Origin of the sequence: Halorhabdus amylolytica, from assembly GCF_004944975.1 — an archaeon.
Lineage (GTDB): Archaea > Halobacteriota > Halobacteria > Halobacteriales > Haloarculaceae > Halorhabdus > Halorhabdus amylolytica.
Map to the genome: position 1 here is coordinate 61,917 of NZ_SPQG01000013.1, position 24,937 is coordinate 86,853.

The following is a 24,937-nucleotide window of genomic DNA, read 5'->3' on the forward strand; positions in this document are numbered from 1 at the left end:
GCGGTGTCATTTACACGCCTGTCGGTGGCAGTGCGTGCATCAACCCTTCCCATCCACGCCTTGACGCGGGATGGTGCATCGGTCGTCCGTACCCGGAATCGAATGCCGTGACCCACTTAAGGGGCACGGATTCGATCGGGCACGAAGTATGGACCCACTGGGATTCGAACCCAGGGCATCCTCCTTGCAAAGGAGGCACTCTACCACTGAGCTATGGGCCCATCCGCCGTACAATGTTAGCCCTGGTAGTTCATAGGTGCCCGACTGCCTGTCGGCGAACGTGCGTGGTGGGCTGGGGCAACGCCCCAGTCCCGGTCAGTAGGAGGTGATCCAGCCGCAGATTCCCCTACGGCTACCTTGTTACGACTTAATCCCCCTTGCGGAGCCCAGATTCGACCGTCGCATGACGGCCTCATCCGGACCCCACTCGGGTGATTTGACGGGCGGTGTGTGCAAGGAGCAGGGACGGATTCACCGCGCGCTTCTGACACGCGATTACTACCGAATCCAGCTTCATGAGGGCGAGTTTCAGCCCTCAATCCGAACTACGACCGGGTTTCGGGGATTAGCGCGTCCTCTCGGACTGGCGTCCCACTGTCCCGGCCATTGTAGCCCGCGTGTCGCCCAGCACATTCGGGGCATACTGACCTACCGTTGCCCGTTCCTTCCTCCGCTTTGGCAGCGGCAGTCCTCCTAGTGTACCCAGCCATCGCGAGATGCTGCTGGCAACTAGGAGTGCGGGTCTCGCTCGTTGCCTGACTTAACAGGACGCCTCACGGTACGAGCTGACGGCGGCCATGCACCTCCTCTCAGTAGCTCAGGTAAGCTCATCAGACTGACCGTCACTGCTACTGTCGGTGCTGGTGAGATGTCCGGCGTTGAGTCCAATTAAACCGCAGGCTCCTCCGGTTGTAGTGCTCCCCCGCCAATTCCTTTAAGTTTCATCCTTGCAGACGTACTTCCCAGGCGGCTCGCTTCGCGGCTTCCCTACGGCACAGCGCAGGCTCGTAGCCTGCGGCACACCTAGCGAGCATCGTTTACGGCCAGGACTACCCGGGTATCTAATCCGGTTCGAGACCCTGGCTTTCGTCCCTCACCGTCGGGTCCGTCTTCCTGAGGCGCTTTCGCCACCGGCGGTCCGTCCGAGATTACGGGATTTCACTCCTACCCCGGACGTACCCCTCAGGTCTTCCGGCCCCAAGCCAGACAGTTTCCGCCGGACGCCGACGCGTTGAGCGCGCCGATTTCCCAACGGACTTGTCTGGCCGGCTACGGACGCTTTAGGCCCAATAATAGCGGCCATCACTCGGGCTGCCGGTATTACCGCGGCGGCTGGCACCGGTCTTGCCCAGCCCTTATTCTTGTACCACCTTACGGTACAGAAAAGCGAGGACTATATGCCCTCGCACTCGGAGTCCCCCTATCGCACTGTCGTGCAGTGTAAAGGTTTCGCGCCTGCTGCGCCCCGTAGGGCCCGGCATCTTGTCTCAGATACCGTCTCCGGGCTCTCACTCTCATGACCCGTACCGATTATTGGCACGGTGGGCCGTTACCCCACCGTCTACCTAATCGGCCGCAGCCACATCCTGTGGCGCCGGAACGTTTCCAGTTCGCTGCACTCCAGCATGCGAACCGTATCAGAGATTAACCTCAGTTTCCCGAGGGTATCTCTGTCCACAGGGTAGTTTGGCCACGTGTTACTGAGCTATATGCCACGGGTCTAAACCCGTGCGACTAGCATGGCTAAATCGGACTCCGATAGCAATGGCCTCCGGCAGGATCAACCGGAATGTCTCCCCGGAATGGGGAGGGTTAGGCGGGAACACACCCAGAAGGGTGTGATCGCTATCGTAAGCACGTTCGCTGACACCCAGTCGGGTGTCACCGAACTACCAGGGCTAACATCAGATCCCATCTATACGGCGGACCGCAGGGGTGGAATCCTCATGTCTTCCGGACCACATCGTAGACCGGGAAGGGCTATAAACCCTTCGAGTCGGCCCCGAACTGACGTTCGGATGGTCCGTCGCGACCGGGGCGAGTCGAGCCCCGTCCAAGCCGCGTTCGTATTCAATCCGGAATGCCCTGTTACACTTAAGGGCGTCGGATTGAATCGCACCACGCGAGTGGCACGACGCGACCGGAGGGGCGCCGACCGCCCTTCGTCGCTGCGTATCTACTCAGATGGGAGGTTAATACTTAAGCCCGTCGAAGGAGGCCCGCCACGTCATGCGATTACAAGCATGGAGGGATGTCGTACCGTGACACACCGGCCTCATTTGAGATGGACTAGGCAGTGAATCCACGACTGGTCGATAGCGGTGTCGCGCGGCCGGAGGTCGGCAGGTCATCTCGTGCGTCGTGCACGGACAGTCGCGCCGAGTGGGAGCCGCGCACTCGAGTTTGTCCGTCGACGGCCGAGAACGTATCGGCTCACGGTCGACGCTTCAGAGGAAAATGTGCCGGTGAGACGACCCGATCAGATCTCCTCGAGATGCTCGACGCCCTGCTTGGAGACGTTACCCTTCGTGATGTCGCCCGGCATCCAGTCCGGCTTGTCGTCTGGTGCTTCCTCTTCCCACGCCCACCCTTCGTAGACATGGACCTTCTTTGTGCCCTTCTCGCGGAGCCGAATCGATTCCGGGTCCGCATCGCCCTCGCTCGGTGCCGGTTCGAGCCGACGGGCTGCTTTCAGAGCGGCCTGCCGAGGGGTACCCCCCGAGAAGACGCTCGACTCTGTACCGTCTTCCTCACGCAGCGCAAAGTTACGCTTGTCCGTATCGCGTGCCATGGTTTTCGACGCTCCATGTCAACTCAGAACATGACCCATTATAAAAATACCCCCCGATTCGGGGGGCGGGTGACACAAAGTATTTATCTGATGAACTGACCGTCCGCGATATTTGGCGAAAACGCCCACCAGAACAGTGATTGCGGCGCTCGCCCGCGCGCAGCAGGAAAAACAGACACCGGACGGCACAAGGGACGGACCCGGCACGGTAAACTTAAGTACGTGGTCCGGCGAGCCACAGGGTGAGATACCGCGATGGTGCGCAAGAAGAAGCTCAGCCCGAGTGGCGCGAAAGACGAGGACGGGGAGTACCACAACGTCCACATCAATCTCCACGAGGACGAGCTGGCCGTTGCCGGACTGGAGATCGGCGACGAGGTGTTCGTACGGGTTCGGGACAACAAGATCATCATCCAGAAGGCGAATCCGGAGGACGTCGAACACGAGTTCTGACGCCATCGACGGCACGGAGACGACCCCATCCATGACACTGTACGACATCGTCAAGCCGCTATTGTTCCAGTTATCTCCGGAAACCGCTCACTGGTTAGCCGACGGCGGGCTTGCCGTCGTCGACGGGACGCCGATCGAATCCGTTCTCGAACAGGCGTTCGTCGTCGAGGACGATCGTCTCCGGGTCTCGGCGTTTGGCGAGACGTTCCCGAACCCGATCGGCGTGGCTGCGGGCTTTGACAAGACCGCACAGGCACCGGGCGCCCTGCAAGCGTTGGGCTTTGGCCACGTCGAAGTCGGGGGCGTCACCGCCGAACCCCAGGAGGGCAACCCACGTCCGCGCGTGTTCAGACTCGTCGATGACGAGGCGATCATCAACCGGATGGGGTTGAACAACCCCGGCGCGGCCGTCGTGGGGAGGCGCCTGGCCGAAACGGACGTGTCACACCCGATCGGAGTAAACCTCGGTAAGACCGAAGACGTGGCCATGGAGGAAGCCGCGGCGGATTACCGAGAGACCTACGAACGGGTGGCTACAGGCGGAGACTTCTTCGTCGTCAACGTCTCCTGTCCGAACTCGCCGGGAATCCGGGAGTTGCAGAATCGCGAGTCGATGGCCGACATCTTCGCGGAACTGACAGAGGCTGGCGCGAGCCCACTTCTGGTCAAACTCTCGCCCGACCTTCCCGAGCCCGCGATCGAAGACGCGTTAGAACTGGTTGAGGAGTTCGACCTCGACGGCGTCGTCGCAACTAATACGACGACCGATCGCCCCGAGACGCTCACGAGTCCGGACCGCGTCGAGGAGGGCGGTCTCTCGGGGAAGCCCCTCGAGGCCGAGGCGACAGAGATGGTCCAGTTCGTCGCCCGACGGACGGACGTACCCGTGATCGGTGTCGGTGGCGTGTTCACGGCAGCAGATGCTTACCGGAAGATCAGGGCAGGCGCGAGCCTGGTCCAGATCTACACGGGTTTCATTTACCGCGGGCCGACCATCGCCCGAGATGTCAACCGTGGACTGGCGACGTTGCTAGAGAGGGACGGCTTCGATACCGTCGAGGACGCGGTCGGGGCAGACCTCTGAACCGCCATAGATCGAAAAACAGGGCCCCAGACGTTCTCAGCGGTAGTCACTTACCGGGACAGCGTGTTCGACGTCGACACTGATCCAGGTCGTTCCGATCTCCGGCCACTCTGCGTCGGCCGGGAAGACTGTCATGATAGTTGGATCCTCGCGTTCGTCGTAGGCTCGATCGATTTCGATCGACGGATCCTCGTCACCCGGAGCGTCCGCCGGGGGATCGAACGTCGCCTCTGAACCGGTATCGTCGGTCGTTGACATACGCTGTGTCTCCTGTCTCACTGTGAGAGTGGCACACACAAATACCGGACTGTACCGGAAATATTGGCCAATCCCTGAGTCAAGAGTCGTATTCGAGTGAAAATCCCATCTTTTGGTGAAAAATAATACACGATACGTTATATTAATATTCAATAGGGGAAGAGAACGTTCAATAAGTGAGCAGTAGCTGCGCGAACTCATCGATTCCGGAGGGGGTTCGGACACGAACGGTCACTGGCGGGGAGCCCCTTCTCGCGCAAAACGTGGTCCACGCGGGCGAAGCGAGTGTAGGCTCGGGAGCGCTTGCGCTCCCGGTGGGGAAAACCGCCTACCGAAGCACCGCCAGGTCAAACTCGAAGGCCACCACCGGGAGTTCCAGATCGTGTTCGACGAGAACTGCCGGGTGGAGTTCACCGATCACGCCGACCGCATCGCCGTCTATCTCCACGGCCGCAGTCCGGCCGTCGATGAACGACGGGTGTGCCGTCGGGGGCGTCTCCAGATCGACACCGAAGTCAGCGACCAGTGCCTGGAGACGTGCTTTGGCGTCCTCGTAGGACACGTCGTGACGCGCGAGCGCGCCCGCGACGTGGCGGGCCTCGGCGACGCCTGTGTTCTCCTCATCGTCGCGACGGGCGACGAACCCGACCTCCGAGAGGTCCTGGGGGTAGCGTCGGTGGGTATTGTTCGAGAGTACCTGCATGATCGAGGGGAGGATCCACGTTCGGACGACCGTGTAGTCCTCGCTGTAGGGGTTTCTGATCGCCACGGGTTCGCCGCCACCCAGGACGTCAGTCCCCGAATCCAGTCCCATCCGATCGTGTAGTTCCGCCTCGCTCGTGAGGTGGAAGTTGAGCAGGTCCTGGAACCCGAGGCCGACGAGAGCGGTCCGGACGGCCTCCTCGAGGCGGGCACGCTCGTGTCGCCCGCCGATCGTTCCGACCGCGGGATAGCACGGTTCGAGTTCGTTGAACCCGTAGGCCCGCCCGATATCGTCGATCACGTCGAAAGGGTGGAGCACGTCGACCCGGTATGGCGGGATCGTCACGTCGTAGGCCGGTTCGTCGTCGATATCCGTGGCTTGGCCTGTACTGTCGGCGATCTCCCCGTCCAGTCCCGACCGCTCGAGGAGATCGATCACGTCCTCCTCTGCGAGTTCGATCCCCAGCGTGCGCTCGATGCGGTCGTGGGCGACCGTCTTCGTCTTCGTCGAAAAGTCCGGCCGGACCAGCTCAGCACCGTACTCTGCGGGTGCGTCCTCGTACTCGACGCGGACATCCTCGATCGTGCCGCCGCGCGCGTCCAAGGCGTAGCAGACGACGTTGAGCATGTGGTCGATCGTCCACTGGTCGGTGCCGGTCATCTCGATAAACAGGTCCCGCGAGTCGGTCGAGACTTGAGTCCGACGGCCGTTGACCACGGGCGGGAACGAGAACAACCCGATCGAGTCGTAGATCGCCGGCACGCTGTCGTACTCGGCAACGAGATCGGCGTATTCCGTGCCGATGTGGTGCTCGAAAAGGACCTCACCTGGCGTCATCGCTACGTCGCCTTCGAGTGGCACGAACTCCTCGCCGTCGCGGGCGATCCCGGTGTAGCGGATGGATTTCTCGGAATCGCCACTGGCCTCGCCGCCTTTCAGCATCGTCAGGTCGTGTACCCCGATCGCACCCTTCGCACGCTTGCGACCCATCGTGGCGTGGAGTTTCTCCTGGAGCTGGATCAACGAGTCCAGCGCCGCGTCGTCGAGATCGAGCCCGCGGACGATCGCACCCGTGACGTACGGGCGTTCCTCAGGTACGTCCTCGACGCGGATGGTCCAGTCGGCGTCGTTGGTCTTTGGGACGTAGACGCCCCGATCGTCGCCGTACTGGTAGCGCAGCGACCGGGCGACCCCCTCGACGGAGAGACGATCGAGGCGGTCGGGTTCGAACTCGAAGCGCAATTCGCCCTCGTCGGTCTCGCCCTCGTACTCCAGGCCGAGTTCGAAGAGATCGGCGCGAAGGTCAGCGTCGCTCTTTTCGTCGTGACCGGTCAGTTCGCGGAGTTCGTCGGTATCGATGTCGACGGTGGGCATCAGTAACGCACCTCCTCGTTGCGCAGGTACTCGAGATCCACGAGCGTCCCGTGGACGTCCCGGATGTCCTCGGCCCCGGTGACGAGCATCATAAGGCGTTCGAGGGCCAGTCCCCAGGCCATCACGTCACACTCGACGCCGAGTGGTTCGAGCAACTCCGGGCGGAAGAGCCCGGAGTTGCCGATCTCGACGACCTCGCCCGTGACGGGATGCTCGCCAAACAGTTCGAAACTCGGCTCCGTGTAGGGGTTATACGTCGGTTTGAACTCCAGGTCAGTGATGCCGAACTGTTCGTAGAATTCGGTGAACGTGCCCATCAGGTCCCGGACGGAGAGATCCTCGGCCATCACCCAGCCCTCGATCTGGAAGAACTCCAGGAGGTGGGTCGCGTCGATCTCGTCGTTGCGGTAGGCCTTCTCGACGGAGAAGAAACGCTGGGGAGGTTCGAGGTCGCCTTTCGCGACGCCCGCAAGATGGCGGGCAGAGAGTGACGTGGTGTGTCCCCGCAGGTCGACCTGGCGGGCCATCTCCTCGCCCCACGGCGAGTGATACCCCTCGCCGTCCTCGCCGACCCCCTCGCGATGAGCGCGTTCGACGGCCTCGCGGATGTCGTCAGGTAGGTCATCCATCGGCGGTACATCGAGGGCGAACTGGTCCCAATGCGTGCGCGCGGGATGATCCTGAGGCATGAACAGCGCGTCGTTGATCCAGAACTCCGCGTCAGCGTGGGGGCCTTCCATCTCCTCGAAGCCCATCCCGACGAGGACCTCCTTGACGCGCTCGGCCATCCCACGCAGCGGATGGACCTTCCCGCCGTCGATCGCTTCGGCGTCGGCTTCGACGTTGTAGTCGGCGAACTCGACGGTTTCCCACTCGCCGCTGGTGAGGAGTTCCGGCGTCAGGCGATCCACTTCCTGGGCCTCCTCGATCCCGGCCATGAGTTCCGTCACGCCCGCGTCGGTGAGTTCGACCGACCGGACGGTGCGCTCGGAACGCTCGATCAGTCCGCGCCGGTCCAGTTGATCGAGAACGTCGTCTTCGACGGAGCCACCTGCGTCGATGGTCTCAAGGGCGGTCGCTTCCGCGTCGGCGTCGAGATCGACGTCGGGTTCGGCGGTGATCTCGCCCGCGTCGATCTCGCCGAAGCCCTTCCGGGCGAAGTTCGAGAGGGCAATGTCGACGGCGTCGCCGTCCAGATCGGCGGTCCCGATGACCTCGCCCATCGAGACGCTGTCCTCGTCGACCCCCTGTTCGAGGGCGGCCCGGTAGAGTCGGTGTTCGGGCAGGCCGGATTCGAGGTACGATTGGCCCTCCTCGGTCAGCGAGACGGTTTCGTCGGTCGTCTCGATGACGGTGACCAGCCCTTCGTCTTCGAGTTCGAAGGCAGCGCGAGTTACTGCCACGGTGGCCAGGTCCGTCTCCTCGCTCAGTTGCTCGACGGTGCGTCGGTCGTCTGCGCTCGCGGCTTCGACGACCGCGAGTTGGTCGCTCGGGAGTTCCATCAGTTGTTGTCGGATACACTGGGGTTGCTCAGTTAACGGTTCTTACTCGGAGCGTGGCCGAGCGGAGCGAGGGCCACGTTATGACGAGCGGTGACTTCGGAACCGCGAGTCGCGTTGACGGTCAGCAGACCGTCAACGAGCCCGGCCGATCGGTTTCGTCCCCGCCCAGTTGGCGTCCGGGTCGGGAAGTCCACCGGTCGTCAGAACACGTTATAAGTCGAACACCCGATCGACTCGCGGCTGGCTGACGATCCACCGCAACTGGGCGTTCGGTGCCATACCCGTGGGTTGGTAAGCCGCCACACAAAAACGTTCCGTCGTCTGAGCGCCGCGGAACTCAATCGTCCAGCGCCGTCTCGGGGCGGTACTCCCGGCTGATGGCCTTCCACTTGCCCGTCGAGAAGCGGTAGTAGTTCCCGACAGCGGGGACGAGTGTCTCGCCGAGGAAGGCGACGTAGATCCCCCAGACGCCGATCGGTGTGGTCGCGCCGAGGTAGGCGGCAGGGATCGAGACGGCGAACACGCCCAGCGCCTGGTAGACGAACGGCCAGTTTGTGTCGCCACTGGCGTCCAGGGCCCCGGCGATGGTGCTGTTGACCCCCTGGGGAATGATCGCGAGGCAACCGGCAAAGACCATGCCGACGGCAATGGGGACGGCCCCGGCCTCGGTGCCGAACGTGACCACAGCCGGGCGCGCGACTGCCGCGACGACCGCCGCCGAGACTGCGTAGGTCGCGACCGCCATCAGGACGATCTCCCGGCCGTACGTGGCGGCGGTCTCCTCGTCGTCCGTCCCGAGATGCTGGCCCACGAGACTGGATGCCGCGAGCCCGAAACCCCAGCCGGGGACGTTCATGAGTCCCCAGATCCGTCGGGAGACAGTGTAGGCCGCCAGTACAGTCGTCCCGAACATGCCGACGATGAACAGCATGGGGAAGCGAGCGACCGTCCAGGTCATGTTCCGTCCGACGACGGGTGTCCCGATCGAGACGACGTCGGTGATGTCCTCCCGGTGGAAGTACGTCCCGCGTGGCGAGACCGACACCGGGAACTGGCCGATACCGGGGAGCCAGCCGGCGATCAGACCGACGACGAACAGCGTCGTGACGAGGATGTTCGCCAGAACGGTCCCCCAGGCTGCACCGGCCACGCCCATTCCCATCCCGAAAATGAACACGCCGTTGAGGACGATGTTGAGGATCGCACCGCCACCACGGAGTATCATCGGGATCTGGGCGTCGTCGGCACCGATGAGGACGCGGCTGCCCACGAGATTGAGCGCAGCGAAGGGTACGCCGAGTCCAAGGATCTTGAGATACGTCGAGCCGTACTCGACGACCTGTGCATCGCTGTTGAGCAGGCCGATCAGTCGTTCGGGGAACAGCCAGAACGCCGCGCCGATAGGGATCGTCACCGCGACGACCACTACGAAACTCGAACGGACGGCCTGACTCAACTGGGCGAACTCTTCCGCGCCGAACCGTTGAGAGACCAGAGCGATCGTCCCGGCGGCGAATCCGCCGCCGAAGGCGAAGGCCAGTCCCCAGAAGGGACCGGCCAGGCCGACCCCGGAGATGGCGTCGTTAGCCACGAGTCCAGAGGCCGCCCCGACCATGGCCACGTCGGCGGCGTTCTTCGACATGCGGGCGATCCCGGTGACGACGCGCGGCCAGGAGAGATCCGTCGCTCGGCGTGCCCGCGAGGCGTCGATGAGTCCCAGACGGGCGAGTCCGAGACCGATCAGGAGGATGACGCCACGGACGGGATTGGCGCGAGAACCGGCGCGCTTGATCGACTGGACGGCGCTGTCGACCGACGACGGGAGGCGAGACACGAAGTAATAGATCGTAGTCCGTCCCCTGAAAAAGGCCTTCTCATTGGAGAAGGCACGCTGGCAGTAGCCTGCCGATGTCGTCAGGTCGCCTTCGAATTCGAGGGCATAGCGACTTATTCCTACCAAAGATTGTTATATTTAGTATGTGATGATGACGGTGGAATGGCGCTTTCAGAGCATGATACACGAACAACGCTATTCATCGTCGCGCTCGTGTTGGTGTTAGTTGGAACTGGAACAGCATACTGGGTGGAGACGGACGGCCAGACGGTAGAGGTCCGGGACGTGCAGTTCGAGGCCACCAACGGAACGATGATGAGTGGTGAATTGTACATCCCGCCCGGCGTCTCGACGGCCGACCCGGCGCCAGCGATCCTCGCAACCCACGGTTACATCAACTATCACGAGACGCAGTCTCCGTTCGCGATCGAGTACGCCAGACGTGGGTTCGTCGTGCTCTCGATCGATCAGACGGGTCACGGCGGGTCCGATCCACCGGCATTCGCTCATGGGTTCGGCGGTCCACCGGCCCTGGAATATCTCCGGTCGTTGTCGATGGTCGACACGGACAATATCGGACTCGAAGGCCACTCGATGGGTGGATGGGCGAGCGTCGTCGCCGCGGCCGTCCACCCTGACGGCTACGAGTCGATGGTGTTAGCGGGATCCTCGACGGGATCGTTCGGCGCGCCCCCCGGGTCGCCCGAGTTCCCGCGCAACCTCGCGGTGATCTACGGGGAATACGAGGAGTTCCGGTACATGTGGGCAGTTGACAAAGCTCAGAATGTCCCGGATAGCGCGAAGCTACAGAACGTCTTCGGGACGGATTCGACGATCCAGGAGGATGAGACCTACGGGTCTATCGAGGATGGAACAGCCCGGCGGCTGTATACGCCGGCCCGGACTCACGCTGGATTGCACCTCTCACCCACTGCGACCGCCGGTTCGATCGAGTGGTTCCAGGAGACCTTAGAAGGAGAGGATCCGTTACCGCCCGGCAACCAGACCTGGTACTTCAAAGAACTGGGCACCCTGATCGCGATGTTTGGCGGGATCCTGTTCATGTTCCCGCTCGGGTCGGTGCTGGTCGAGCGGTACGATAGAGCGTCGGGATTCAGCCGAGACCTCCCGGATTCAGTCGGTCTCGAAGGTGCTGGCCGGATCGGGACGGCGTTGGTCGCGTTCTTCCTCCCCATCGTCACGTACTACCACCTCCAAGGGTGGGGATCGAGTACGTTCGCGACGAGTGCCTTGCTCCCTCAGCAGATCACGACCGGCGTCGCGGTGTGGGCCAGTTTCAACGCCATCGTGATCTTGCTTGGCTTCGTCGCGTTCCACTACATGAACGAGGGGTCTTTCGCCGAACTCCGGGCGTCCTACGGCCTCGGAACAGACGATGGCCTCTGGACGATCGGGAAAGCCGCCCTCGTCAGTATCGGCATCGTCGGTGGCCTGTACCTCCTGCTGTCGATCACGGAGTACCTGACCGGACAGGGCTTTCGCTTTTGGGTCTTCGGGATCCGACCGTTGGAGACCTTCCAGTTCTGGATCTTCCTCCGGTACCTGATTCCATTCATCGTGTTCTTCATCGCACTGGGTATCCTGCTACACGGTGAATTGCGCCCGCGCGACGGCTACGAGTCCGTCCGCAGGGAAATAGCAACCAACTGGGCACTCGTGGGCGGGCCGTTCGTGCTGTTGCTTACCGTCCAGTACGGGACGCTGTTCACAACTGGCTACCTGATGGACAACTTCCTGACGGCTGGCGTCGACCTGCTGACTATCGTTGCCTTCCAGTTCCTGGTATTGCTGTCGATCGTCCCGCTGGTTTCGACGTATTTCTTCCGGAAGACGGGGCGCATCTGGACAGGCGCGTTCACGAACGCGCTGTTCGTCACCTGGGTCATCGTTGCCGGGACGGCGACACACCACCCGATCGCGATCTTCTGATCGGTCGCTTGCCGACTCAATCCCGGCATCTCCCGCGATGGCGCGCCGCAATCGGTCCGCCTCGGTAGTCACGCCCGTTTCCGATCGGAATCGAAGGAGATGTCCAGTTCGTCGAGTTTCTCGGCCCACTCCTCGCGTTTTTCCTGGTGGGTTTCGAGGAACTCCGCCATCAGTTCGGCGGCCTGCTCCTTGCAGCCCCCACAGAGCCGTTCGCCACCGGCACACTCCTCGTAGACCGTCGTCGCGAGTTCGTCGTCATCATCTGCGAGCAGATAGGCGTACAGCTCGTAGACCGGACATTCGTCGGGTTCTCCGCCGAGTTCGCGCTGTTCCTCCGCGGTCTCGCGCCCACCCGTCGTCGCCGCCCGGACTTTGTCGTAGCCGTCCTCCGGGTCGTCAAGCAGAGAGATATGACTCGCCGGCACGGAGGAAGACATCTTCCCACCGGTGAGGCCAGTCATGAAGCGGTGATAGATCGAAGAGGGAGCCAGAAAGCCGTATCCGCCGTGATCGAGTTCGACCGTGCGAGCGAGTTCCTCGGCGGCCGCTCGATCCAGTTCGAATGCGTCGATGTGTTCGTCGTAGACGCGCTTCTCGCCGTCGATGGCCTCGATCAGCGCCTCGAAGGCTTCCTCGGTGGCGTTGCGGTCGAGGAACCGGACCCGGGGCCGAAGTGGTTCCTTGCCGGTCTCTCGGAGCATCGTGATGACCCGATCGACCGCCATCGTGTCGGGATCAGTGGCGTCCCGGTCCCGCCCGTTGTCGAGGTAGGTGGCGGCGTCACCACACCGAACGGTCTGGTCAGGGTGTTGCTCGGAGAGCGTCTCGTAAGCCTCGGCGATGAGTTGGCGTTCCTCGTCGTCGGTCTCGAAGGAAGCGTAAGCCTCGGTGACGCCGAAATATCGCATCCGGGCGGCCACGTCCCGCGCCAGGCGCATGTGGGGATCCTGGTCCGGGCCGACGGGGATGACGGTCGGTTTCGGCTCGTCGAGTTGCGGGTAGAGGATGTCGGCGATCTGTGTCACGACGCTTTGCATGTGGCTGACGTCGGTCTCGCCGTCGAAACCGTAGATCCCCTGGAACTCGGCGAAGCGCGCTTCCGCGCCGAGTTCGAACGCCAGATCCTGCAGTTCGCGGTTAGCCGACTGCCGATAGAGGGTTCCCTCCTCCGGATCGAAGCCAAGCGCGAGCAGCGAGAGAATGTAGTCCCTGGCGTGTTCGTCGATCTCCTCCCACGTGAGGCCACGGGCGGCGTGGGCCTCCAGATCGGCAATGAGTCCGTAGGCGTCCCCGCCCTGGCGTTGGTGCCAGATGATCTCGTCGAAGACGAGTTTGTGGCCGATATGGGGGTCTCCGGTGGGCATGAAGCCCGAGAGTACGGCGAAGGGGTCGTCCTCGCGCATGGCCCGGGCGACCGGTCGGTAATCGCGGTGACCGAAGATGACCCCGCGGCGCATCAGGTAGTGGGGATCGGGCACTTCCGGGAGCACTTCGTCGAACTCCTCGATGCCGAACTCCTCGAAGAGGTTGCGGTAGTCGGCGACCGTCGAGGAGCCCCACGGATCCAGCGTCGTGTCGTCAGCCCCCTCGGCTCGCGTTCCGCCGTCGGTGCGCGTTTCAGAGTTAGTCGGCTCACGTCCTCGGTCGGCTGTCTGTTCGTCGTCTGTCGGGTCGCAATCGGTCAGTTCGTCGTCGATGTGTGTGTCTCGCGTCATTGCTATCGTACTTGTGTGGTCGAATCCCGAAGCCACCGGGCCGAGAAAGCGGAGTGAGCATCGCCCGCCGGGCGGCGAGTTAGGCCCGCCAGCCGGGGACGGCGACACTGTCCACTTCCCGGGGGTGCCAGCGACGGACGTCGGGAGAAGTGGACGCCATGTGCGTACGTCTCCACCAGCAGGGGTTTAACTGTTGTGAGACGACACGCCCGAGAGTAAATCGAAGCTCAGCGAAACGACTCGACGAGCAAGACAACGCCAGTAAGCCAATATGTCCGGTTGTAGAAACATATGACTCGGTGATCCGTAGCAATCGTATGAACGAAACGAGTCCGGACGACCAGTGACGCGAGGACGGACGGCCGTTCAGCGCGTCTACGGTGTCAATCGACCGACTTCGAGCCACTCGATGCGGGGCTCACTGCTGGCGTCAGCGTCGGTCACCAGCGCGAAGACCATCCGCTTGCGCACGCCGTGGGCCAGTCGGACGTCCAGCGCGAGATCGCGCGGGGTAAAGGCGTGATCGGCGGGCAATACGCGAACGAGTAACTCGGAGTGACCCAGCGAGTCGACGCTCTCGACGTCGGCGTACGTCCGGAAGTCCGCGCCGAACTTGTAGCCCGTCTTGGGGACGACCCCCCGGTCCCGGAGTGTCCGATACACCGCCAGCCGGCGATCGAAGCGCTCGCCTTCGACCTCGCGACCGCACTCGACGATCGCGTCTGCGCCACCCTGCACGTCGAGCACACCCCGACCGGCCAGTGCGGCGGCCTCGACCAGCGAGAGTTGCAGGGGCTTGCCAGTCTCGTCGTCCAGTGGCTGTCCGTAGAACCCCTTGTGATAGAGTGCTTCGGGCGGATCCCAGACCAACACGCGATCGCCAAGCAGGTCGGCCCCGACGCCGGTCGGCAGGTCGACCGTCGTCGACCCCTCGATGTCGGGGTGGGCGGTTTCGAGGTAGGTGATCGCCGACTCCTCGTCGACGACGGCCAGGACGGTATCCCCCAGCGACGCCGCGGAGACGTCTGTTCGCTCGCTTTCCGCTCGCACGCGATAGGCAACGGCGTCGTCCCAGGGTCCCTGCCCACGGGGATAGACGACGAAGTCCGCCCCTGCCGGATCCTCGACCCAACCCTCGCAGGCTGGTGAGAGGTAAAACCCCCGATCCCGGAGGTCCTTGTAGACGAGGACGGCGATCTCCGAGACTGCTGCCGAGGACAGCAGGGCTCGGAAATCCAGGGAGTCGCCGCTTGCGCCGTCCCGGACGGCCTCGACGTCACCCCGGTAGAGCAAGTGGGCGGCCTCGACGGGTGCCAACACCAGTCCGCTGGCCTCCACCCGACCGTACCCACGCGAGTCGTAGAAGCGCTCGCGGGCATCGCTGCCCCCGCGGACCACCCCGTTTTCCAGGACCAGTTCCATAGGTCGACGTCCCCGCGGGTGGGCAAAGGGGCTACGATCGGCACTCGAAAACCGACGTGAGAGCCATTCCACGAGCGCCCATCAAGATTCGGCCAACACTGTTGTCACGGTTCGACGGGTACGGTCGTCACGGTTCGACGGGTACGGTCGTCACGGTTCGGTCCGCACTGCTGTCGAATCGTTCCGCCAAGCTTCGCAAGTCGCATCCAGACAGCGTTTACCCCCGGCGGTTTCGAACAGCGGGAGGCCACAGACACACTCCTCTACTACGACGCCTGCCGGAAAGGCAAAGCCGGTGTCACAGTCGGGATAGTGCTCACAGCCCGCCAGCAAACCACCCCGGCGGAGGATCCGGAGGTCACCCTCACAATTCGGACAGTCCCACTCGCGATCGAACACCTCGGTAACAGCCTCGTCCATCGATTCACACTCGCGATCGACACAGACTTCGAACGCACGACCGCGCTCGACGCGCATCGTCGGAAGGCCACAGTCACAGTGCTCGTCGAGCACCTCGGCGTCCCCAGGCAGTCCGTGCCGGGCGTCACAGCCCGTACAGACGACGGCATCGGCGACGCGGACGAGGGCGTCCCCGCAGTCCGGACACTCGCCGACCGGCGTCCCGGCAGCGCTGGCAGGGTAGCGGCCGCTGACCGTCTCTTCGTGGATAGCGACTTCGAGGCGCTGGTCGCCGTCGATAGCCGCGAGGTGGGTGCCCTCGATGGTTACCGTCTCGGCGCGGGTGAGCCAGGCGACCGGCTGGTAGCCCTCCGCGTCGTGGACCAGGACAGTGTTGTCGGGCTTGACGACGACCAGGACCTGGCCGCGCTGTTCGTGTTCGCGGACGCGCGAGCCGTCGAAAGTGGTCGTACACTCCCCGGCGACGACGTGAATGCCATCGTGCATACGCCCGTTGGCCGCCCCTTCCGGTATAAACGCGCGGCCGGTGGCGTCCGAGTCCGAAGGTTCCTATCGTTGGCGCTCAACTACCCCGCCATGGACGGTCGTCTCGTGGTCGTGATCGCGTTGGTCGCCCTCGCGGGCTGTTCGGGGCTGCCGGGCGGCCAGCCCGACGCGACCACAGCACCGCCCAGCGATGCCCCGGTGGTGGAATCCCCGCTCGACGGCGCGACCGCGACGACGCTTCCGTCGGGCGATAGCTGGACGGTCACGGTCGTTGACGTGATCGACGGCGATACGATGGAAATCGAATACACGAACGGGACCCGCGAGACGATCCGGTTGCTTGGCGTGGACACGCCCGAGCCTTACGCCGGGGTAACGCCCGCCGAGTGGGACGGGATTCCCGAGACGGCTGCCGGTCGTGCGTGGCTCGCCGGGTGGGCCGATAACGCGAGTGCGTTCGCCCAGCAGCGACTGGCCGGCCAGGACGTCCGGATCGTCACCGACGGGGCAGCGGGTCGACGCGGCGGGTACGGACGGTTGCTCGTCTACGTGGTGATAGACGGTGAGGTCTTCGGCGAGCAATTGCTGGAAGGTGGGTACGCCCGACGCTACGAGACGGCGTTCGCTCTGTACGGCCGGTTCAGCGACGCCGAGGCGCGAGCGCAGGCGGCCGATCGGGGCATCTGGGGGTTCGGAACGGACTGATACTCGCCAGTCGAGGTCCGCTGGAGTGTCCGGCATTGGTTGTCCGCAACATCGACCCAAGACCTGTGAAAATCCGATGGGCGCATCTCAAGGCGGTGGGTGGTTTTAACCGTGCGCGGGGAGGGTCTATTGACATGTCCAGCGAGTACGACATCCACGGAATCGAACTACGCGAAAATCGCTATCGCGTCGTGCAGGCCCTGATCCGCAACAAGTACCGGGCCGAGGACGCCAACGGGAACGTCGTATTGCGGGGCAAACAGAAGATGTTCAAGATGAAAGAGGAGATACCGTTCGTCGACGCCGATGGCAACGACGTTTTCGTTGTCAAGGCGGGTAGCATCCTCGATGTCGCCGGTGACTACGTCCTCAGCGACGCCCAGACCGGCGAGGAGATCGTCATTCTCGACAACGATTACTCACTCTTCCAGGACACGTGGAAAATCCGCGACGCTCAGGACGAACGAAAACTCGCCGAGATCAACTCCAGGGGGCCAGCAGTAACGCTAGCTCGGAACCTTGTTCCCTTCGGCGGCTGGATCCCGCATCAATACGAGATCACGGACGTTGAGGGCGATCACGTCGGGCAGATCGAGGGCCAATTCTCCCTCAAAGACGAGTACGATATCGTCCTCGATGATACGAGTGACGTTCCCAACGAGCCGATCGTGGCCGCCGCGATGGTCATCGACGCGATCCAGGGGAACTGAGTCGGCGTCCGTCACGCTTGGGCCGTGGCGCCCGAGATGACCGCAGCCAACTCCGTCAGCTCCGAGACCGTATAGGTCGGTTCGACCTGGGACGAATCCGTCGTCCCGGGGTCGCGCCGGAGGTGAACACTGTCGATCCCCGCCCGATCTGCGGCCACGATGTCGTCTGGCTTGTCGCCGACGTAGACTGCCCGAGTCGCGTCGAGATCGGAAAGCGCCGCCTCGAGGTAATCGGGTTCGGGCTTGCGCCGTGCGGCCCCAGATAGGGTCGGCGCGCGACCGTAGGCGGTGTCAAAACACTGCAGATCGTGGTGGGCCAACAGGAATGCGACGGTTGCCTGCTGGTTGTTGCTGACCAAGCCCAGTGGCACGTCGAGTCGATCAAGGGCAGTCACGTCGTCGTAGACGGGTTTGCCGCCGTTCCGAACGTGGGCTTGCTGGGCGAGACTCGCTTCGAGTTCGCGTGTGTGCCAGACTGCCTCCGGATCGTGACCGTATTCGCGGATCGTCTCGACCGGGATGGCGTCGTTGAGGACGGTCTTGCGGGCAAACTCACGATGGACATCCATCCCGAAGGATTCGAACGCCGCACAGACGGCATCGACCAAAACGTCCCTGTCCGTCGGTTCGACGATGACGCCATCCATGTCGAAGACGACGGCATCGTAGGCGATATCGACGTCACTCATCGATACGCACCACCGGCTCGGGTGGGGCCTCAGCGCTTGGAACGCAACTCCCGACATCAGCCACGGACTTCATCTCGAAGACGAACTGATCTGCAGGGATCTCTTCGAGGTATCGACCATGATCCGGAAGCGGTTCGTGCTGATCACTGGTGCCATCGTTCTCGTGGAGATGGCAGACACGAATGCGGTCCCCGAATCGATCGACGAACGCACGCCAGTCCTCGTCGCTGACTGCAGCGTGGCCAACGTCGAGCGTCACCCCGAGATACTCATCGAGGACATCAACCGAGTCCAGAAGCGTCGCGAGCTCATCGGGCGTCGTGGTGTAGCGGCGTTTCTCATCGTGGCGTGGCTGGTTCTCGACGGCCAACGGGACGCCGACGTACTGGGCGTACTCGGCACATTCAGCCAGTGATCGGCGAGCCTGCTCGCGGCTGCATGCACGCACCCAGTCAGGGTAGCGATGGGGAACGGAGCCACCGTGAACGACGACGGCTTCCGCGCCAGCGATGGCAGCGGCCTCCAGCGTTCGCTTGACCCGAGCTACGGAATCGCGCCGGACAGTGTCGTCGAAGCTCCCGGGGTTCCAGTTCCGGAACGGCGCGTGGTAGGTGATCGAAACGCCATACTCCTCGGCGAGTTCGGCAATGCGTCCCGGGTCGGGCGTGTCTGGGTGGCCTGCCAGATATTCGCGTTTGAACTCGACGTGGTCGAGGCCGAGAGCCGTGACGTATTCCATGAACCCTTCGACAGTGGTGCCAAAGCGGACGTCCATGGCGGCGCCCACTGACGGGTCCGTCATCGGTCACCTCCTGCTGTCGGATCCGCACGGTAGACGGGCTGGCCAGCGACGAATGCGCGGGCGACTGTCGGCGCCGGGTCCGGATCGACGACCAGCAGGTCGGCCCGAGCACCGGCTTCGATCCGGCCGCGATCGGAAAGACCGACTGCCTCAGCTGGCGCTTTGGTGACCCGTCGGAGTCTTCGAGGTAAGGACTCCCCGGTGTCGACGAAGGGTGCGGCAAGCAGTGACGGCGGGTGGTAATCGGCGACCAGGATGTCCAAGACGCTGGCGTCAATGGCGTCGGCCGTCGCGAGATTGCCCCATTGACTTTCGCCACGGACGAGGTTGGGGGCCCCCATCGCCGTCGCCATGCCGGCATCGGCCGCTGCCCGGGCAGTCTCAAGTGTGATCGGGTACTCGCTGACGTCGACGCCAGCCGCGTTGAGGCGGTGGATCTCTGCAGGATTCTCGTCGTCGTGCGAGGCCGTCACTGCGCCGGCACCGTGAGCGGCCTCGATGACACGATCGACTCGCTCACGGATCGTTTCCATCGAGAGTGAAGACCGGTCCTCGATGAGCGCCTCGGCCTCGTCGAGCGTGCGGTCGTTGTCTACCTGGTAGTACTGCTTGAACGCTTCGACGTCACGAAACTGGCCCTTTCCGGGGATGTGACTCATCACCGAGACCAGGTCCGGCCCGCCGCGCTCGATCACTTCGAGCGCCGCGTCGACGCTGTGTTGCTGGGTGACTTCACACCGGGCGTGGAGACGGTGATCCGCGAGGAGATCGTCGGCATCGGCGATCGCGTCGGTGATCGTCGTCGCGAGTTCTGGCGAGCGGTCATCCTCCTCGTCCATCTCGAAGGCGATGGCGTGGAACTTGGTTGTGATACCCGCGGAGATCGTCGCCCGATCGGCCGATGCCAGCGCCAGGTCCGTGTCCATGCGGGCTCCGGATCGCGGGAAGAGGTGGCGCTCGATGTCATCGCCGTGGAGGTCGATCAGCCCGGGGACGATCAGCCGTCCGTCGGCCTCGATCACGGTCTCTGCGTCCGCGACGCGCTCGACGTCACCGACGTCGACGATCCGATCGCCGGCAATCGTGACCCCACCGTCGATCACACTGTCGGGTGTCACGACGCGGCCGCCGACGATCGCACGGATGGGTTCCGTAGTCTGGGTCAGTGAACTCATCCGACGAGCACCTCCCGATCGAGGGCCTCGACCGGGGCGATCCGTTCGAGTCGGCCGTCCGCAAGGACGAGAATCCGGTCGGCAACCGTCCGAACCACGTCAGTATCGTGAAAGACACCGATCACGGTCGTCGACTCGTCGAGATACGTCTCCAGCAGATCGATCGCTGCCCGGCGAGTCCCAGGGTCGAGCGCGCTGGTCGGTTCATCGAGTAAGAGCACGTCGGGGTTCGGTGCCAGGGCCTGTGCCAGATTGACTCGCTGGCGCTCGCCGCCGGAGAACGTCGCCGGATAGGCATCCCACAGCTGTTCGGGGACGTCGAGCCGTGAGAGAAGTGCCCGCGCTTGGGCCCGAGCCGTCTTCGTGTCACACCCGTCTTCGATCAGCGGCCGGGCCACGACGTCGACCGCGGGAACTCTCGGTATCTCTTCGAGAAACTGCGAGGCGTAGCCGATGGTCCCGTCACGCATCGCGATGACCGTCCGGTCGTCACAGGTTGCCAGGTTGACGATCCGGTCGTCGCCGTAGTAGTGGATCGCGCCCGCGGTCGGTTCGTAGGTCCGGTAGAGGCACTTCAACAGCGAGGACTTCCCGCTGCCGGATTCCCCGACGACCGCGAGGAACTCCCCCTCCCGGACGTCGAACGAGACGTCTGCCAACCCGACGACTTCGTGATCGTCGAGCACGTGCATGTCGAAGGTCTTCCCGAGACCGTCGACCGCGATTGCTGTCATAGGACTGAATTGATGAGCGTCTGGGTGTAGTTGTGGTGTGGATCTTCCATGATGCGGTCGGTCAGCCCCGACTCGACGACCCGACCGTGACGCATCACCAGCGTCCGGTCGGCGAGCAGGCGGACGACCCCGAGGTCGTGGGAGACAACGATCGCGGCGACGCCCTCCTCGCGCTGGACCCGCCGGAACGTATCGAGGACGCGCGCCTGGATGCTGACGTCCAGCCCGGTCGTCGGTTCGTCGAGGACGATCAGATCCGGGTCGGTCGCCAGCGCACGGGCGATCTGGACGCGGCGTTGCATTCCGCCCGAGTAGGTGTGCGTGGGATCGTCCATGCGGTCGAGCGGGATCTCCGTCTCGGCGAACAGTTCCTCGACGCGCTCGCGAACGTCCGCGTAGGAGCGCCAGCCCGCCGAGAGGAGCTTCTCGGCGACGTTGCCACCACCTGTGAAGTCCAGCGTGAGCCCGTCCCGAATGTGCTGGTGAACCAGCGCAATCTCACCCGTCCGGAGATCGTGACGCGTCTGGTAATCGACGTCGAGGAGGTTTCCCGGTCGGTCACCGTAGGACACTGTCCCACCAGTCGTTGCGTCGGGATTGTGCTCCAGCGCCAGGAGTTCCGCCAGGCTGGATTTGCCCGACCCCGATTCCCCGACGATGCCGAGCACCTCCCCCGCCGCGACCGAGAGATCGGCCTCGGCACAGGCGACGACGCTCCCGCAATGGGGACACTGATTCGTGCCTTCGGCCGGGCCCGTCGCATCCAGACAGGCCGAACAGCCCTCGCCGTAGACCGTCCGGAGGCCCTCGGCTTCGAGCAGCGTCACGTCGAATCACCCCGCTGGGACGCGCCGGCCTCGCTGTCCAGGTCGTCGCGGGGCTCTCCATCGCCGTGGTCGGGTGTCGCCGGGCCCCAATCGACACCCGACCGATCGAGGTGGTGGTCCTTCGGAAGATCGGGGGTTTCGCGACGCTTTGCACAGAAGCTGGTGTCGTTGCAAGCGTAGCGCGTTTCGAAGGCCGCGTCATCTGTTCCAGATTCGTCGTCAGTCCCGTCGTCGGCTTCCGGACCCGCGGTCTCGGAGACCTCCACGAGGAAGGTATCCGAGGAGCCACAGGCATGACACGCCTGGTCGGGGAAGCGCTCGACCGTGAACTCCCTGTCCTCGAAGGCCAGCGGATCGACGTCCGTGTGTGGCGGGACAGCGTAGATCCGGGCTTCTCGACCGGCGGCGAGAATAGAGAGGTGATCGGCGTCGTCGAGTTTCTCGGTGTCCCACCGGGGAATCGGGGAAGGGCTCATCAGGTAGCGGCCGGCGACCATCACGGGATAGGCCGCGGCGATGTTGATTTCGCCGTACTCGACGACGTTCTCGTAGAGGTGGACCCACATCTTCCCGTAGTTAGCGTGGGCGTGCCGGCGGCGGTTCGCGGCATCCGACCCGTCGATCTTCCGGAGCGGGTCGGTGATCGGGACCTGCAGGACGAGGATCTGGTCGTCGGTCAGAACCTCCTCGGGGATGCGATGACGGGTCTGGATGACGTCGGCGGCAGTCGAGTCGGTGGTCGTCTCGACGGCGGCCGTCCGTTCGGCCAGCCGGCGGATATTCGCGGCGTTGACGCTCTCGTCGGCCCCCTGGTCGATCACTTTGAAACGGTCGTCTGGGCCGAGGATCGACAGTGACGCCTGGATTCCCCCGGTCCCCCAACCGCGGGCCAGCGGCATCGGTCGCGAGGCGTAGGGTACCTGATGGCCGGGAATCGCGACGGCCTTCAGCATCGCCCGCCGGACCTCGCGTTTGGTGTGTTCGTCGAGGTACGCGTAGTTGTAGCCGGCGAGACCGTCGCCCTGGACGGTGTCGAGCGCAACACTCACGGAGTCGGTCGGGACCGGCGTGCCACCGTCGCGGTCGTCTTCGACCGCCGCGGGTCCAGCCTCGGTGATGTCCTCAGTCATCGTCGCTCACCTCCGCGACCGGTGGCTCTCGCGGCGAATCGACGTCGTCCCGTTCCGCCCTAGCCACGCGACCACCCGACGACAGCCCGTTCCGTTCGCGGATCGCCCGGATGCGGTCGAGGATCGACTGGAAGGTGACGTAGTGGGGGAGTTTGAGGTGCTCGATGAAGCCAAAGGACTCCATGCCGTCGATCGTGTCGAGCACGAACTCGGCGTCCTCGGCAGGTTCGTCGCTGCCGTCCAGCTGGATCGAGGCGTCGAGGATCGTCATGCCGACGGCCTTGCGCTCGTTGCGCCCGAAGGTGAGGCCGTATCCGAAGGCGAACTGCGGGTCGTCGCGTTTCTCGAAGACGGGCACGACCGCCTCGGACTCCGTGACGGTCGCGTGACAGACCGTCGCCGGTTCGTCAGTGTAGGGATGGGTGATCCGGACCGGCAGGTCGCCCACCCGGACCTCAGCGAGCGTGGGATGAACCTGGCCGTATCCCCGCAACGCGGAGTAGCCCAGCGCGGTGACAGCACCGGTCTCCCCGCGGGCGAGTTCCTGCAGGACGGCGTCCCGGTCCGGCGGGTGCGTGACCGACTCCCGCGTCGTGTCCGTCGGGTCGTCGTCGGTCGGCGGGTCGGGGTCGGGGACGAGATTCTCCGCGCGCAGGAGGTCCATCACGTTCGTCAGTCGCTCTGGCTCGCCGGCGTCGTCGGGGTCCCAGTCGGCCGTGGGATCGTCGGGGTCGCCCGAGAGGAGATCGAAGTCGAGCAACCGCTGGGTGTAGTCCTTGGTCGGACCGAGCAACTGGTCGCCGGGGACGTCCTTGAACGCGGGCGAGACCCGGCGGGTGGTGATCATCTCGCCGGGATCGGCGGTGACCGGATCGTCGAACCGTTCGAGCGTCGAGCGGTAGGCCCGGAGCAGGAACGCGGCTTCGACGGTGTCGCCCTGGGCCTGTTTGACGGCCAGTGCGGCGAGTCGGGGGGCGTAGAGGCCGGCTTCGCTCATCGCCTGCCCGATAACCCGGCCGAGCTGTGAGTCCAGCTGGTCGATGCCGATGTCCTCGTCCTCACCGCTCGTTCGCTGTTTCTCGAAGAGGTCCTCGGCGCGTTCGATGATCTCCTCGCCAGCCGTGACAGCCACGTAGCCCATCAGGCCACCTCCAGCGTCGCCGATCGCGGGACGGCGGCGATCCGCGCGTCGCAGGCGAAGATCGCATCGACGCCGCGCGGATACGGATCCTGGGCCGCCGCGAGTGCGTCGAGTTCCGACTCCGGGAGTTCGATCGAGAGCCGCCGCCGGCCGTCGACGCCGGGACCGGTGAGTGTGAGCGTTGCGGCGTTCTGGTCGGGCTCCGGGACGATCGTCGGGACGCGATAGATAACGGTCGCCCCGTCGGCGGGTTCCGAAAGCGTTCCGCGAGCGCACTCACGGACGTCCCACCCGGTGTGATCGGTCGCGTGGACGACTGCAGCCCGTTCGACAGGTTGGGTATGCAGCCGTCCCCGGCTGGCTAGGGTCTCGCGCAACCGGTCGTCGTCGGTCGCCAGACTCATCTCGTGGTCGACCAGCGTGGAGACGACGGCACGGTCGGCCGGTGCGGGGACTGATTCGACAGTCCCCGGTCGGCTCATTGCCGAGAGGAGTGCCCGGAACGTGCGGCGGGTGTCCTCCACGGGATGCAGGCCGAGGGCTCTCATTGTTGGTCCTCCATCGTCCGGAAGTCAACCGCAGTGTGGCGTGTCCGGGCCCACTCCTGTCGTCGTTGCTCACGGTCACGCTCGCCGACAGCCGAGAGCCGCTCGGTCGCCTCGTCGGCGACCGGATGGTCGCCCGCAACCGCTGCGTCGACGATCGCTCCGGAGAGAGCCGCCCGTTCGGCTTTCCCCGGCACCATCGCGAAGCCGCGCGCGCCGTCGAGGGTGACTTCCGCAGGCGTCGCGACGGCCTCGCCGAGATTGAACGGCCGGCGCTCGACGGGTTCACGTACCTGGCTGAGGAGCAGCTGGGGCCGAGGCTCCTGACGAATCGAAAGTTTGGGGCCGGTTTCCAGGACAGCGTTCGCCAGGTCGGCCAGTTCGGCTGGCCCGGCCGCTGCGATCAGTTCGAAGCGGTCGGTTCGATCGGTCGGATCCTCCATACCGGACGGCACCAACAGCGCCTCCATAACGGTTCGCTGGGTAC

The 24,937-nt window shown here is 64.1% G+C and carries 22 protein-coding genes, 1 tRNA gene and 1 rRNA gene; 5 read left to right on the forward strand and 19 right to left on the reverse strand.

Annotation, left to right across the window (positions count from 1 at the left end):
- Window positions 1-149 precede the first annotated feature (149 nt).
- The 3 genes from E3374_RS14090 to E3374_RS14100 all read right to left on the reverse strand — a co-directional run bounded on the left by E3374_RS14090 (window position 150) and on the right by E3374_RS14100 (window position 2,791).
- Window positions 150-221: transfer RNA gene (locus tag E3374_RS14090), tRNA-Ala, on the reverse strand.
- 99 nt (window positions 222-320) lie between these two features.
- Window positions 321-1,791 (reverse strand): 16S ribosomal RNA (locus E3374_RS14095).
- Between the two features lie 688 nt (window positions 1,792-2,479).
- Entirely contained in the window at window positions 2,480-2,791 is a 312-nt protein-coding gene (locus E3374_RS14100) for a non-histone chromosomal MC1 family protein (RefSeq protein WP_136689598.1), read from the reverse strand.
- A gap of 255 nt (window positions 2,792-3,046) precedes the next feature.
- Between E3374_RS14100 and E3374_RS14105 the strand changes: the two genes are divergently transcribed.
- Together E3374_RS14105 and E3374_RS14110 are read left to right on the forward strand one after the other, a co-directional pair.
- On the forward strand, window positions 3,047-3,244 hold the full coding sequence (locus E3374_RS14105; RefSeq protein ID WP_136689599.1) for an AbrB/MazE/SpoVT family DNA-binding domain-containing protein: 198 nt from the start codon (window positions 3,047-3,049) through the stop codon (window positions 3,242-3,244).
- Window positions 3,245-3,275: 31 nt separating this feature from the next.
- Entirely contained in the window at window positions 3,276-4,328 is a 1,053-nt protein-coding gene (locus E3374_RS14110; RefSeq protein WP_136689600.1) for a quinone-dependent dihydroorotate dehydrogenase, read from the forward strand.
- A gap of 36 nt (window positions 4,329-4,364) precedes the next feature.
- Here E3374_RS14110 and E3374_RS14115 read toward each other — a convergent pair whose 3' ends face one another.
- The 4 genes from E3374_RS14115 to E3374_RS14130 form a co-directional block, all read right to left on the reverse strand.
- Complete coding sequence (locus tag E3374_RS14115; RefSeq protein ID WP_136689601.1) at window positions 4,365-4,586, reverse strand: hypothetical protein; 222 nt, start codon at window positions 4,584-4,586, stop codon at window positions 4,365-4,367.
- A 328-nt stretch (window positions 4,587-4,914) separates the two neighbouring features.
- Window positions 4,915-6,663: a phenylalanine--tRNA ligase subunit beta gene (gene pheT / locus E3374_RS14120; protein ID WP_136689602.1), complete on the reverse strand. Its 1,749-nt coding sequence runs from the start codon at window positions 6,661-6,663 to the stop codon at window positions 4,915-4,917.
- Window positions 6,663-8,165, reverse strand: coding sequence for a phenylalanine--tRNA ligase subunit alpha (gene pheS / locus E3374_RS14125; protein ID WP_136689603.1), 1,503 nt, complete (start codon window positions 8,163-8,165; stop codon window positions 6,663-6,665). Before pheS ends, pheT begins: the two co-directional genes overlap by 1 nt.
- Before the next feature lie 337 nt (window positions 8,166-8,502).
- Window positions 8,503-9,957 (reverse strand): MATE family efflux transporter, encoded by a 1,455-nt coding sequence (locus tag E3374_RS14130; protein WP_169051863.1) that lies wholly within the window; start codon window positions 9,955-9,957, stop codon window positions 8,503-8,505.
- A gap of 204 nt (window positions 9,958-10,161) precedes the next feature.
- On the opposite strand from E3374_RS14130, the gene E3374_RS14135 reads away from it, so the two are divergent.
- Window positions 10,162-11,949 (forward strand): alpha/beta hydrolase family protein, encoded by a 1,788-nt coding sequence (locus E3374_RS14135; protein ID WP_136689604.1) that lies wholly within the window; start codon window positions 10,162-10,164, stop codon window positions 11,947-11,949.
- A 68-nt stretch (window positions 11,950-12,017) separates the two neighbouring features.
- On the opposite strand, the gene E3374_RS14140 is transcribed toward E3374_RS14135, so the two are convergent.
- The 3 genes from E3374_RS14140 to E3374_RS14150 form a co-directional block, all read right to left on the reverse strand.
- Entirely contained in the window at window positions 12,018-13,664 is a 1,647-nt protein-coding gene (locus tag E3374_RS14140) for a tryptophan--tRNA ligase (RefSeq protein ID WP_248299497.1), read from the reverse strand.
- A gap of 375 nt (window positions 13,665-14,039) precedes the next feature.
- Window positions 14,040-15,086 (reverse strand): tRNA-intron lyase, encoded by a 1,047-nt coding sequence (gene endA, locus E3374_RS14145; RefSeq protein WP_136689605.1) that lies wholly within the window; start codon window positions 15,084-15,086, stop codon window positions 14,040-14,042.
- A 150-nt stretch (window positions 15,087-15,236) separates the two neighbouring features.
- Window positions 15,237-15,992 (reverse strand): endonuclease NucS domain-containing protein, encoded by a 756-nt coding sequence (locus E3374_RS14150; protein ID WP_136689606.1) that lies wholly within the window; start codon window positions 15,990-15,992, stop codon window positions 15,237-15,239.
- 90 nt (window positions 15,993-16,082) lie between these two features.
- On the opposite strand from E3374_RS14150, the gene E3374_RS14155 reads away from it, so the two are divergent.
- Window positions 16,083-16,697: a thermonuclease family protein gene (locus E3374_RS14155; protein ID WP_136689607.1), complete on the forward strand. Its 615-nt coding sequence runs from the start codon at window positions 16,083-16,085 to the stop codon at window positions 16,695-16,697.
- Between the two features lie 134 nt (window positions 16,698-16,831).
- A complete protein-coding gene (locus E3374_RS14160) occupies window positions 16,832-17,407 on the forward strand; it encodes an LURP-one-related/scramblase family protein (RefSeq protein WP_136689608.1) in 576 nt (191 codons plus the stop codon).
- 11 nt (window positions 17,408-17,418) lie between these two features.
- On the opposite strand, the gene E3374_RS14165 is transcribed toward E3374_RS14160, so the two are convergent.
- From E3374_RS14165 to phnG, 9 genes are read right to left on the reverse strand one after another with little or no spacing between them, the layout of a single operon-like run.
- Complete coding sequence (locus tag E3374_RS14165; protein WP_136689609.1) at window positions 17,419-18,096, reverse strand: HAD family hydrolase; 678 nt, start codon at window positions 18,094-18,096, stop codon at window positions 17,419-17,421.
- On the reverse strand, window positions 18,089-18,898 hold the full coding sequence (locus E3374_RS14170; RefSeq protein ID WP_136689610.1) for a sugar phosphate isomerase/epimerase family protein: 810 nt from the start codon (window positions 18,896-18,898) through the stop codon (window positions 18,089-18,091). Before E3374_RS14170 ends, E3374_RS14165 begins: the two co-directional genes overlap by 8 nt.
- Window positions 18,895-20,073 (reverse strand): alpha-D-ribose 1-methylphosphonate 5-triphosphate diphosphatase, encoded by a 1,179-nt coding sequence (locus E3374_RS14175; protein WP_136689611.1) that lies wholly within the window; start codon window positions 20,071-20,073, stop codon window positions 18,895-18,897. The genes E3374_RS14170 and E3374_RS14175 overlap by 4 nt, the downstream gene beginning before the upstream one ends.
- Window positions 20,070-20,807 carry a phosphonate C-P lyase system protein PhnL gene (locus E3374_RS14180; RefSeq protein ID WP_136689612.1) on the reverse strand — a complete coding sequence of 246 codons (738 nt, stop codon included), beginning with the start codon at window positions 20,805-20,807 and terminating at the stop codon, window positions 20,070-20,072. The genes E3374_RS14175 and E3374_RS14180 overlap by 4 nt, the downstream gene beginning before the upstream one ends.
- Window positions 20,804-21,634, reverse strand: a complete 831-nt coding sequence (locus E3374_RS14185; RefSeq protein ID WP_136689613.1) for an ATP-binding cassette domain-containing protein — start codon at window positions 21,632-21,634, stop codon at window positions 20,804-20,806. The genes E3374_RS14180 and E3374_RS14185 overlap by 4 nt, the downstream gene beginning before the upstream one ends.
- A complete protein-coding gene (locus tag E3374_RS14190) occupies window positions 21,631-22,764 on the reverse strand; it encodes an alpha-D-ribose 1-methylphosphonate 5-phosphate C-P-lyase PhnJ (RefSeq protein WP_136689614.1) in 1,134 nt (377 codons plus the stop codon). Before E3374_RS14190 ends, E3374_RS14185 begins: the two co-directional genes overlap by 4 nt.
- Window positions 22,757-23,905, reverse strand: coding sequence for a carbon-phosphorus lyase complex subunit PhnI (locus tag E3374_RS14195; RefSeq protein ID WP_136689615.1), 1,149 nt, complete (start codon window positions 23,903-23,905; stop codon window positions 22,757-22,759). Before E3374_RS14195 ends, E3374_RS14190 begins: the two co-directional genes overlap by 8 nt.
- The gene (gene phnH, locus E3374_RS14200; protein WP_136689616.1) at window positions 23,905-24,453 is read right to left on the reverse strand and encodes a phosphonate C-P lyase system protein PhnH; all 549 of its coding nucleotides are present in this window, start codon (window positions 24,451-24,453) and stop codon (window positions 23,905-23,907) included. Before phnH ends, E3374_RS14195 begins: the two co-directional genes overlap by 1 nt.
- On the reverse strand, window positions 24,450-24,893 hold the full coding sequence (gene phnG / locus E3374_RS14205) for a phosphonate C-P lyase system protein PhnG (RefSeq protein ID WP_136689617.1): 444 nt from the start codon (window positions 24,891-24,893) through the stop codon (window positions 24,450-24,452). Before phnG ends, phnH begins: the two co-directional genes overlap by 4 nt.
- Between the last annotated feature and the right edge of the window lie 44 nt (window positions 24,894-24,937).

What these genes read in the sequence shown, in the direction of transcription:
- E3374_RS14100 (WP_136689598.1), bottom strand. Translation starts at nt 2,791, where the DNA reads ATGGCACGCGATACGGACAAGCGTAACTTTGCGCTGCGTGAGGAAGAC.
- E3374_RS14105 (WP_136689599.1), top strand. Translation starts at nt 3,047, where the DNA reads ATGGTGCGCAAGAAGAAGCTCAGCCCGAGTGGCGCGAAAGACGAGGAC.
- E3374_RS14110 (WP_136689600.1), top strand. Translation starts at nt 3,276, where the DNA reads ATGACACTGTACGACATCGTCAAGCCGCTATTGTTCCAGTTATCTCCG.
- E3374_RS14115 (WP_136689601.1), bottom strand. Translation starts at nt 4,586, where the DNA reads ATGTCAACGACCGACGATACCGGTTCAGAGGCGACGTTCGATCCCCCG.
- pheT (WP_136689602.1), bottom strand. Translation starts at nt 6,663, where the DNA reads ATGCCCACCGTCGACATCGATACCGACGAACTCCGCGAACTGACCGGT.
- pheS (WP_136689603.1), bottom strand. Translation starts at nt 8,165, where the DNA reads ATGGAACTCCCGAGCGACCAACTCGCGGTCGTCGAAGCCGCGAGCGCA.
- E3374_RS14135 (WP_136689604.1), top strand. Translation starts at nt 10,162, where the DNA reads ATGGCGCTTTCAGAGCATGATACACGAACAACGCTATTCATCGTCGCG.
- E3374_RS14140 (WP_248299497.1), bottom strand. Translation starts at nt 13,664, where the DNA reads ATGACGCGAGACACACACATCGACGACGAACTGACCGATTGCGACCCG.
- endA (WP_136689605.1), bottom strand. Translation starts at nt 15,086, where the DNA reads ATGGAACTGGTCCTGGAAAACGGGGTGGTCCGCGGGGGCAGCGATGCC.
- E3374_RS14150 (WP_136689606.1), bottom strand. Translation starts at nt 15,992, where the DNA reads ATGCACGATGGCATTCACGTCGTCGCCGGGGAGTGTACGACCACTTTC.
- E3374_RS14155 (WP_136689607.1), top strand. Translation starts at nt 16,083, where the DNA reads ATGGACGGTCGTCTCGTGGTCGTGATCGCGTTGGTCGCCCTCGCGGGC.
- E3374_RS14160 (WP_136689608.1), top strand. Translation starts at nt 16,832, where the DNA reads ATGTCCAGCGAGTACGACATCCACGGAATCGAACTACGCGAAAATCGC.
- E3374_RS14165 (WP_136689609.1), bottom strand. Translation starts at nt 18,096, where the DNA reads ATGAGTGACGTCGATATCGCCTACGATGCCGTCGTCTTCGACATGGAT.
- E3374_RS14170 (WP_136689610.1), bottom strand. Translation starts at nt 18,898, where the DNA reads ATGACGGACCCGTCAGTGGGCGCCGCCATGGACGTCCGCTTTGGCACC.
- E3374_RS14175 (WP_136689611.1), bottom strand. Translation starts at nt 20,073, where the DNA reads ATGAGTTCACTGACCCAGACTACGGAACCCATCCGTGCGATCGTCGGC.
- E3374_RS14180 (WP_136689612.1), bottom strand. Translation starts at nt 20,807, where the DNA reads ATGACAGCAATCGCGGTCGACGGTCTCGGGAAGACCTTCGACATGCAC.
- E3374_RS14190 (WP_136689614.1), bottom strand. Translation starts at nt 22,764, where the DNA reads ATGACTGAGGACATCACCGAGGCTGGACCCGCGGCGGTCGAAGACGAC.
- E3374_RS14195 (WP_136689615.1), bottom strand. Translation starts at nt 23,905, where the DNA reads ATGGGCTACGTGGCTGTCACGGCTGGCGAGGAGATCATCGAACGCGCC.
- phnH (WP_136689616.1), bottom strand. Translation starts at nt 24,453, where the DNA reads ATGAGAGCCCTCGGCCTGCATCCCGTGGAGGACACCCGCCGCACGTTC.
- phnG (WP_136689617.1), bottom strand. Translation starts at nt 24,893, where the DNA reads ATGGAGGATCCGACCGATCGAACCGACCGCTTCGAACTGATCGCAGCG.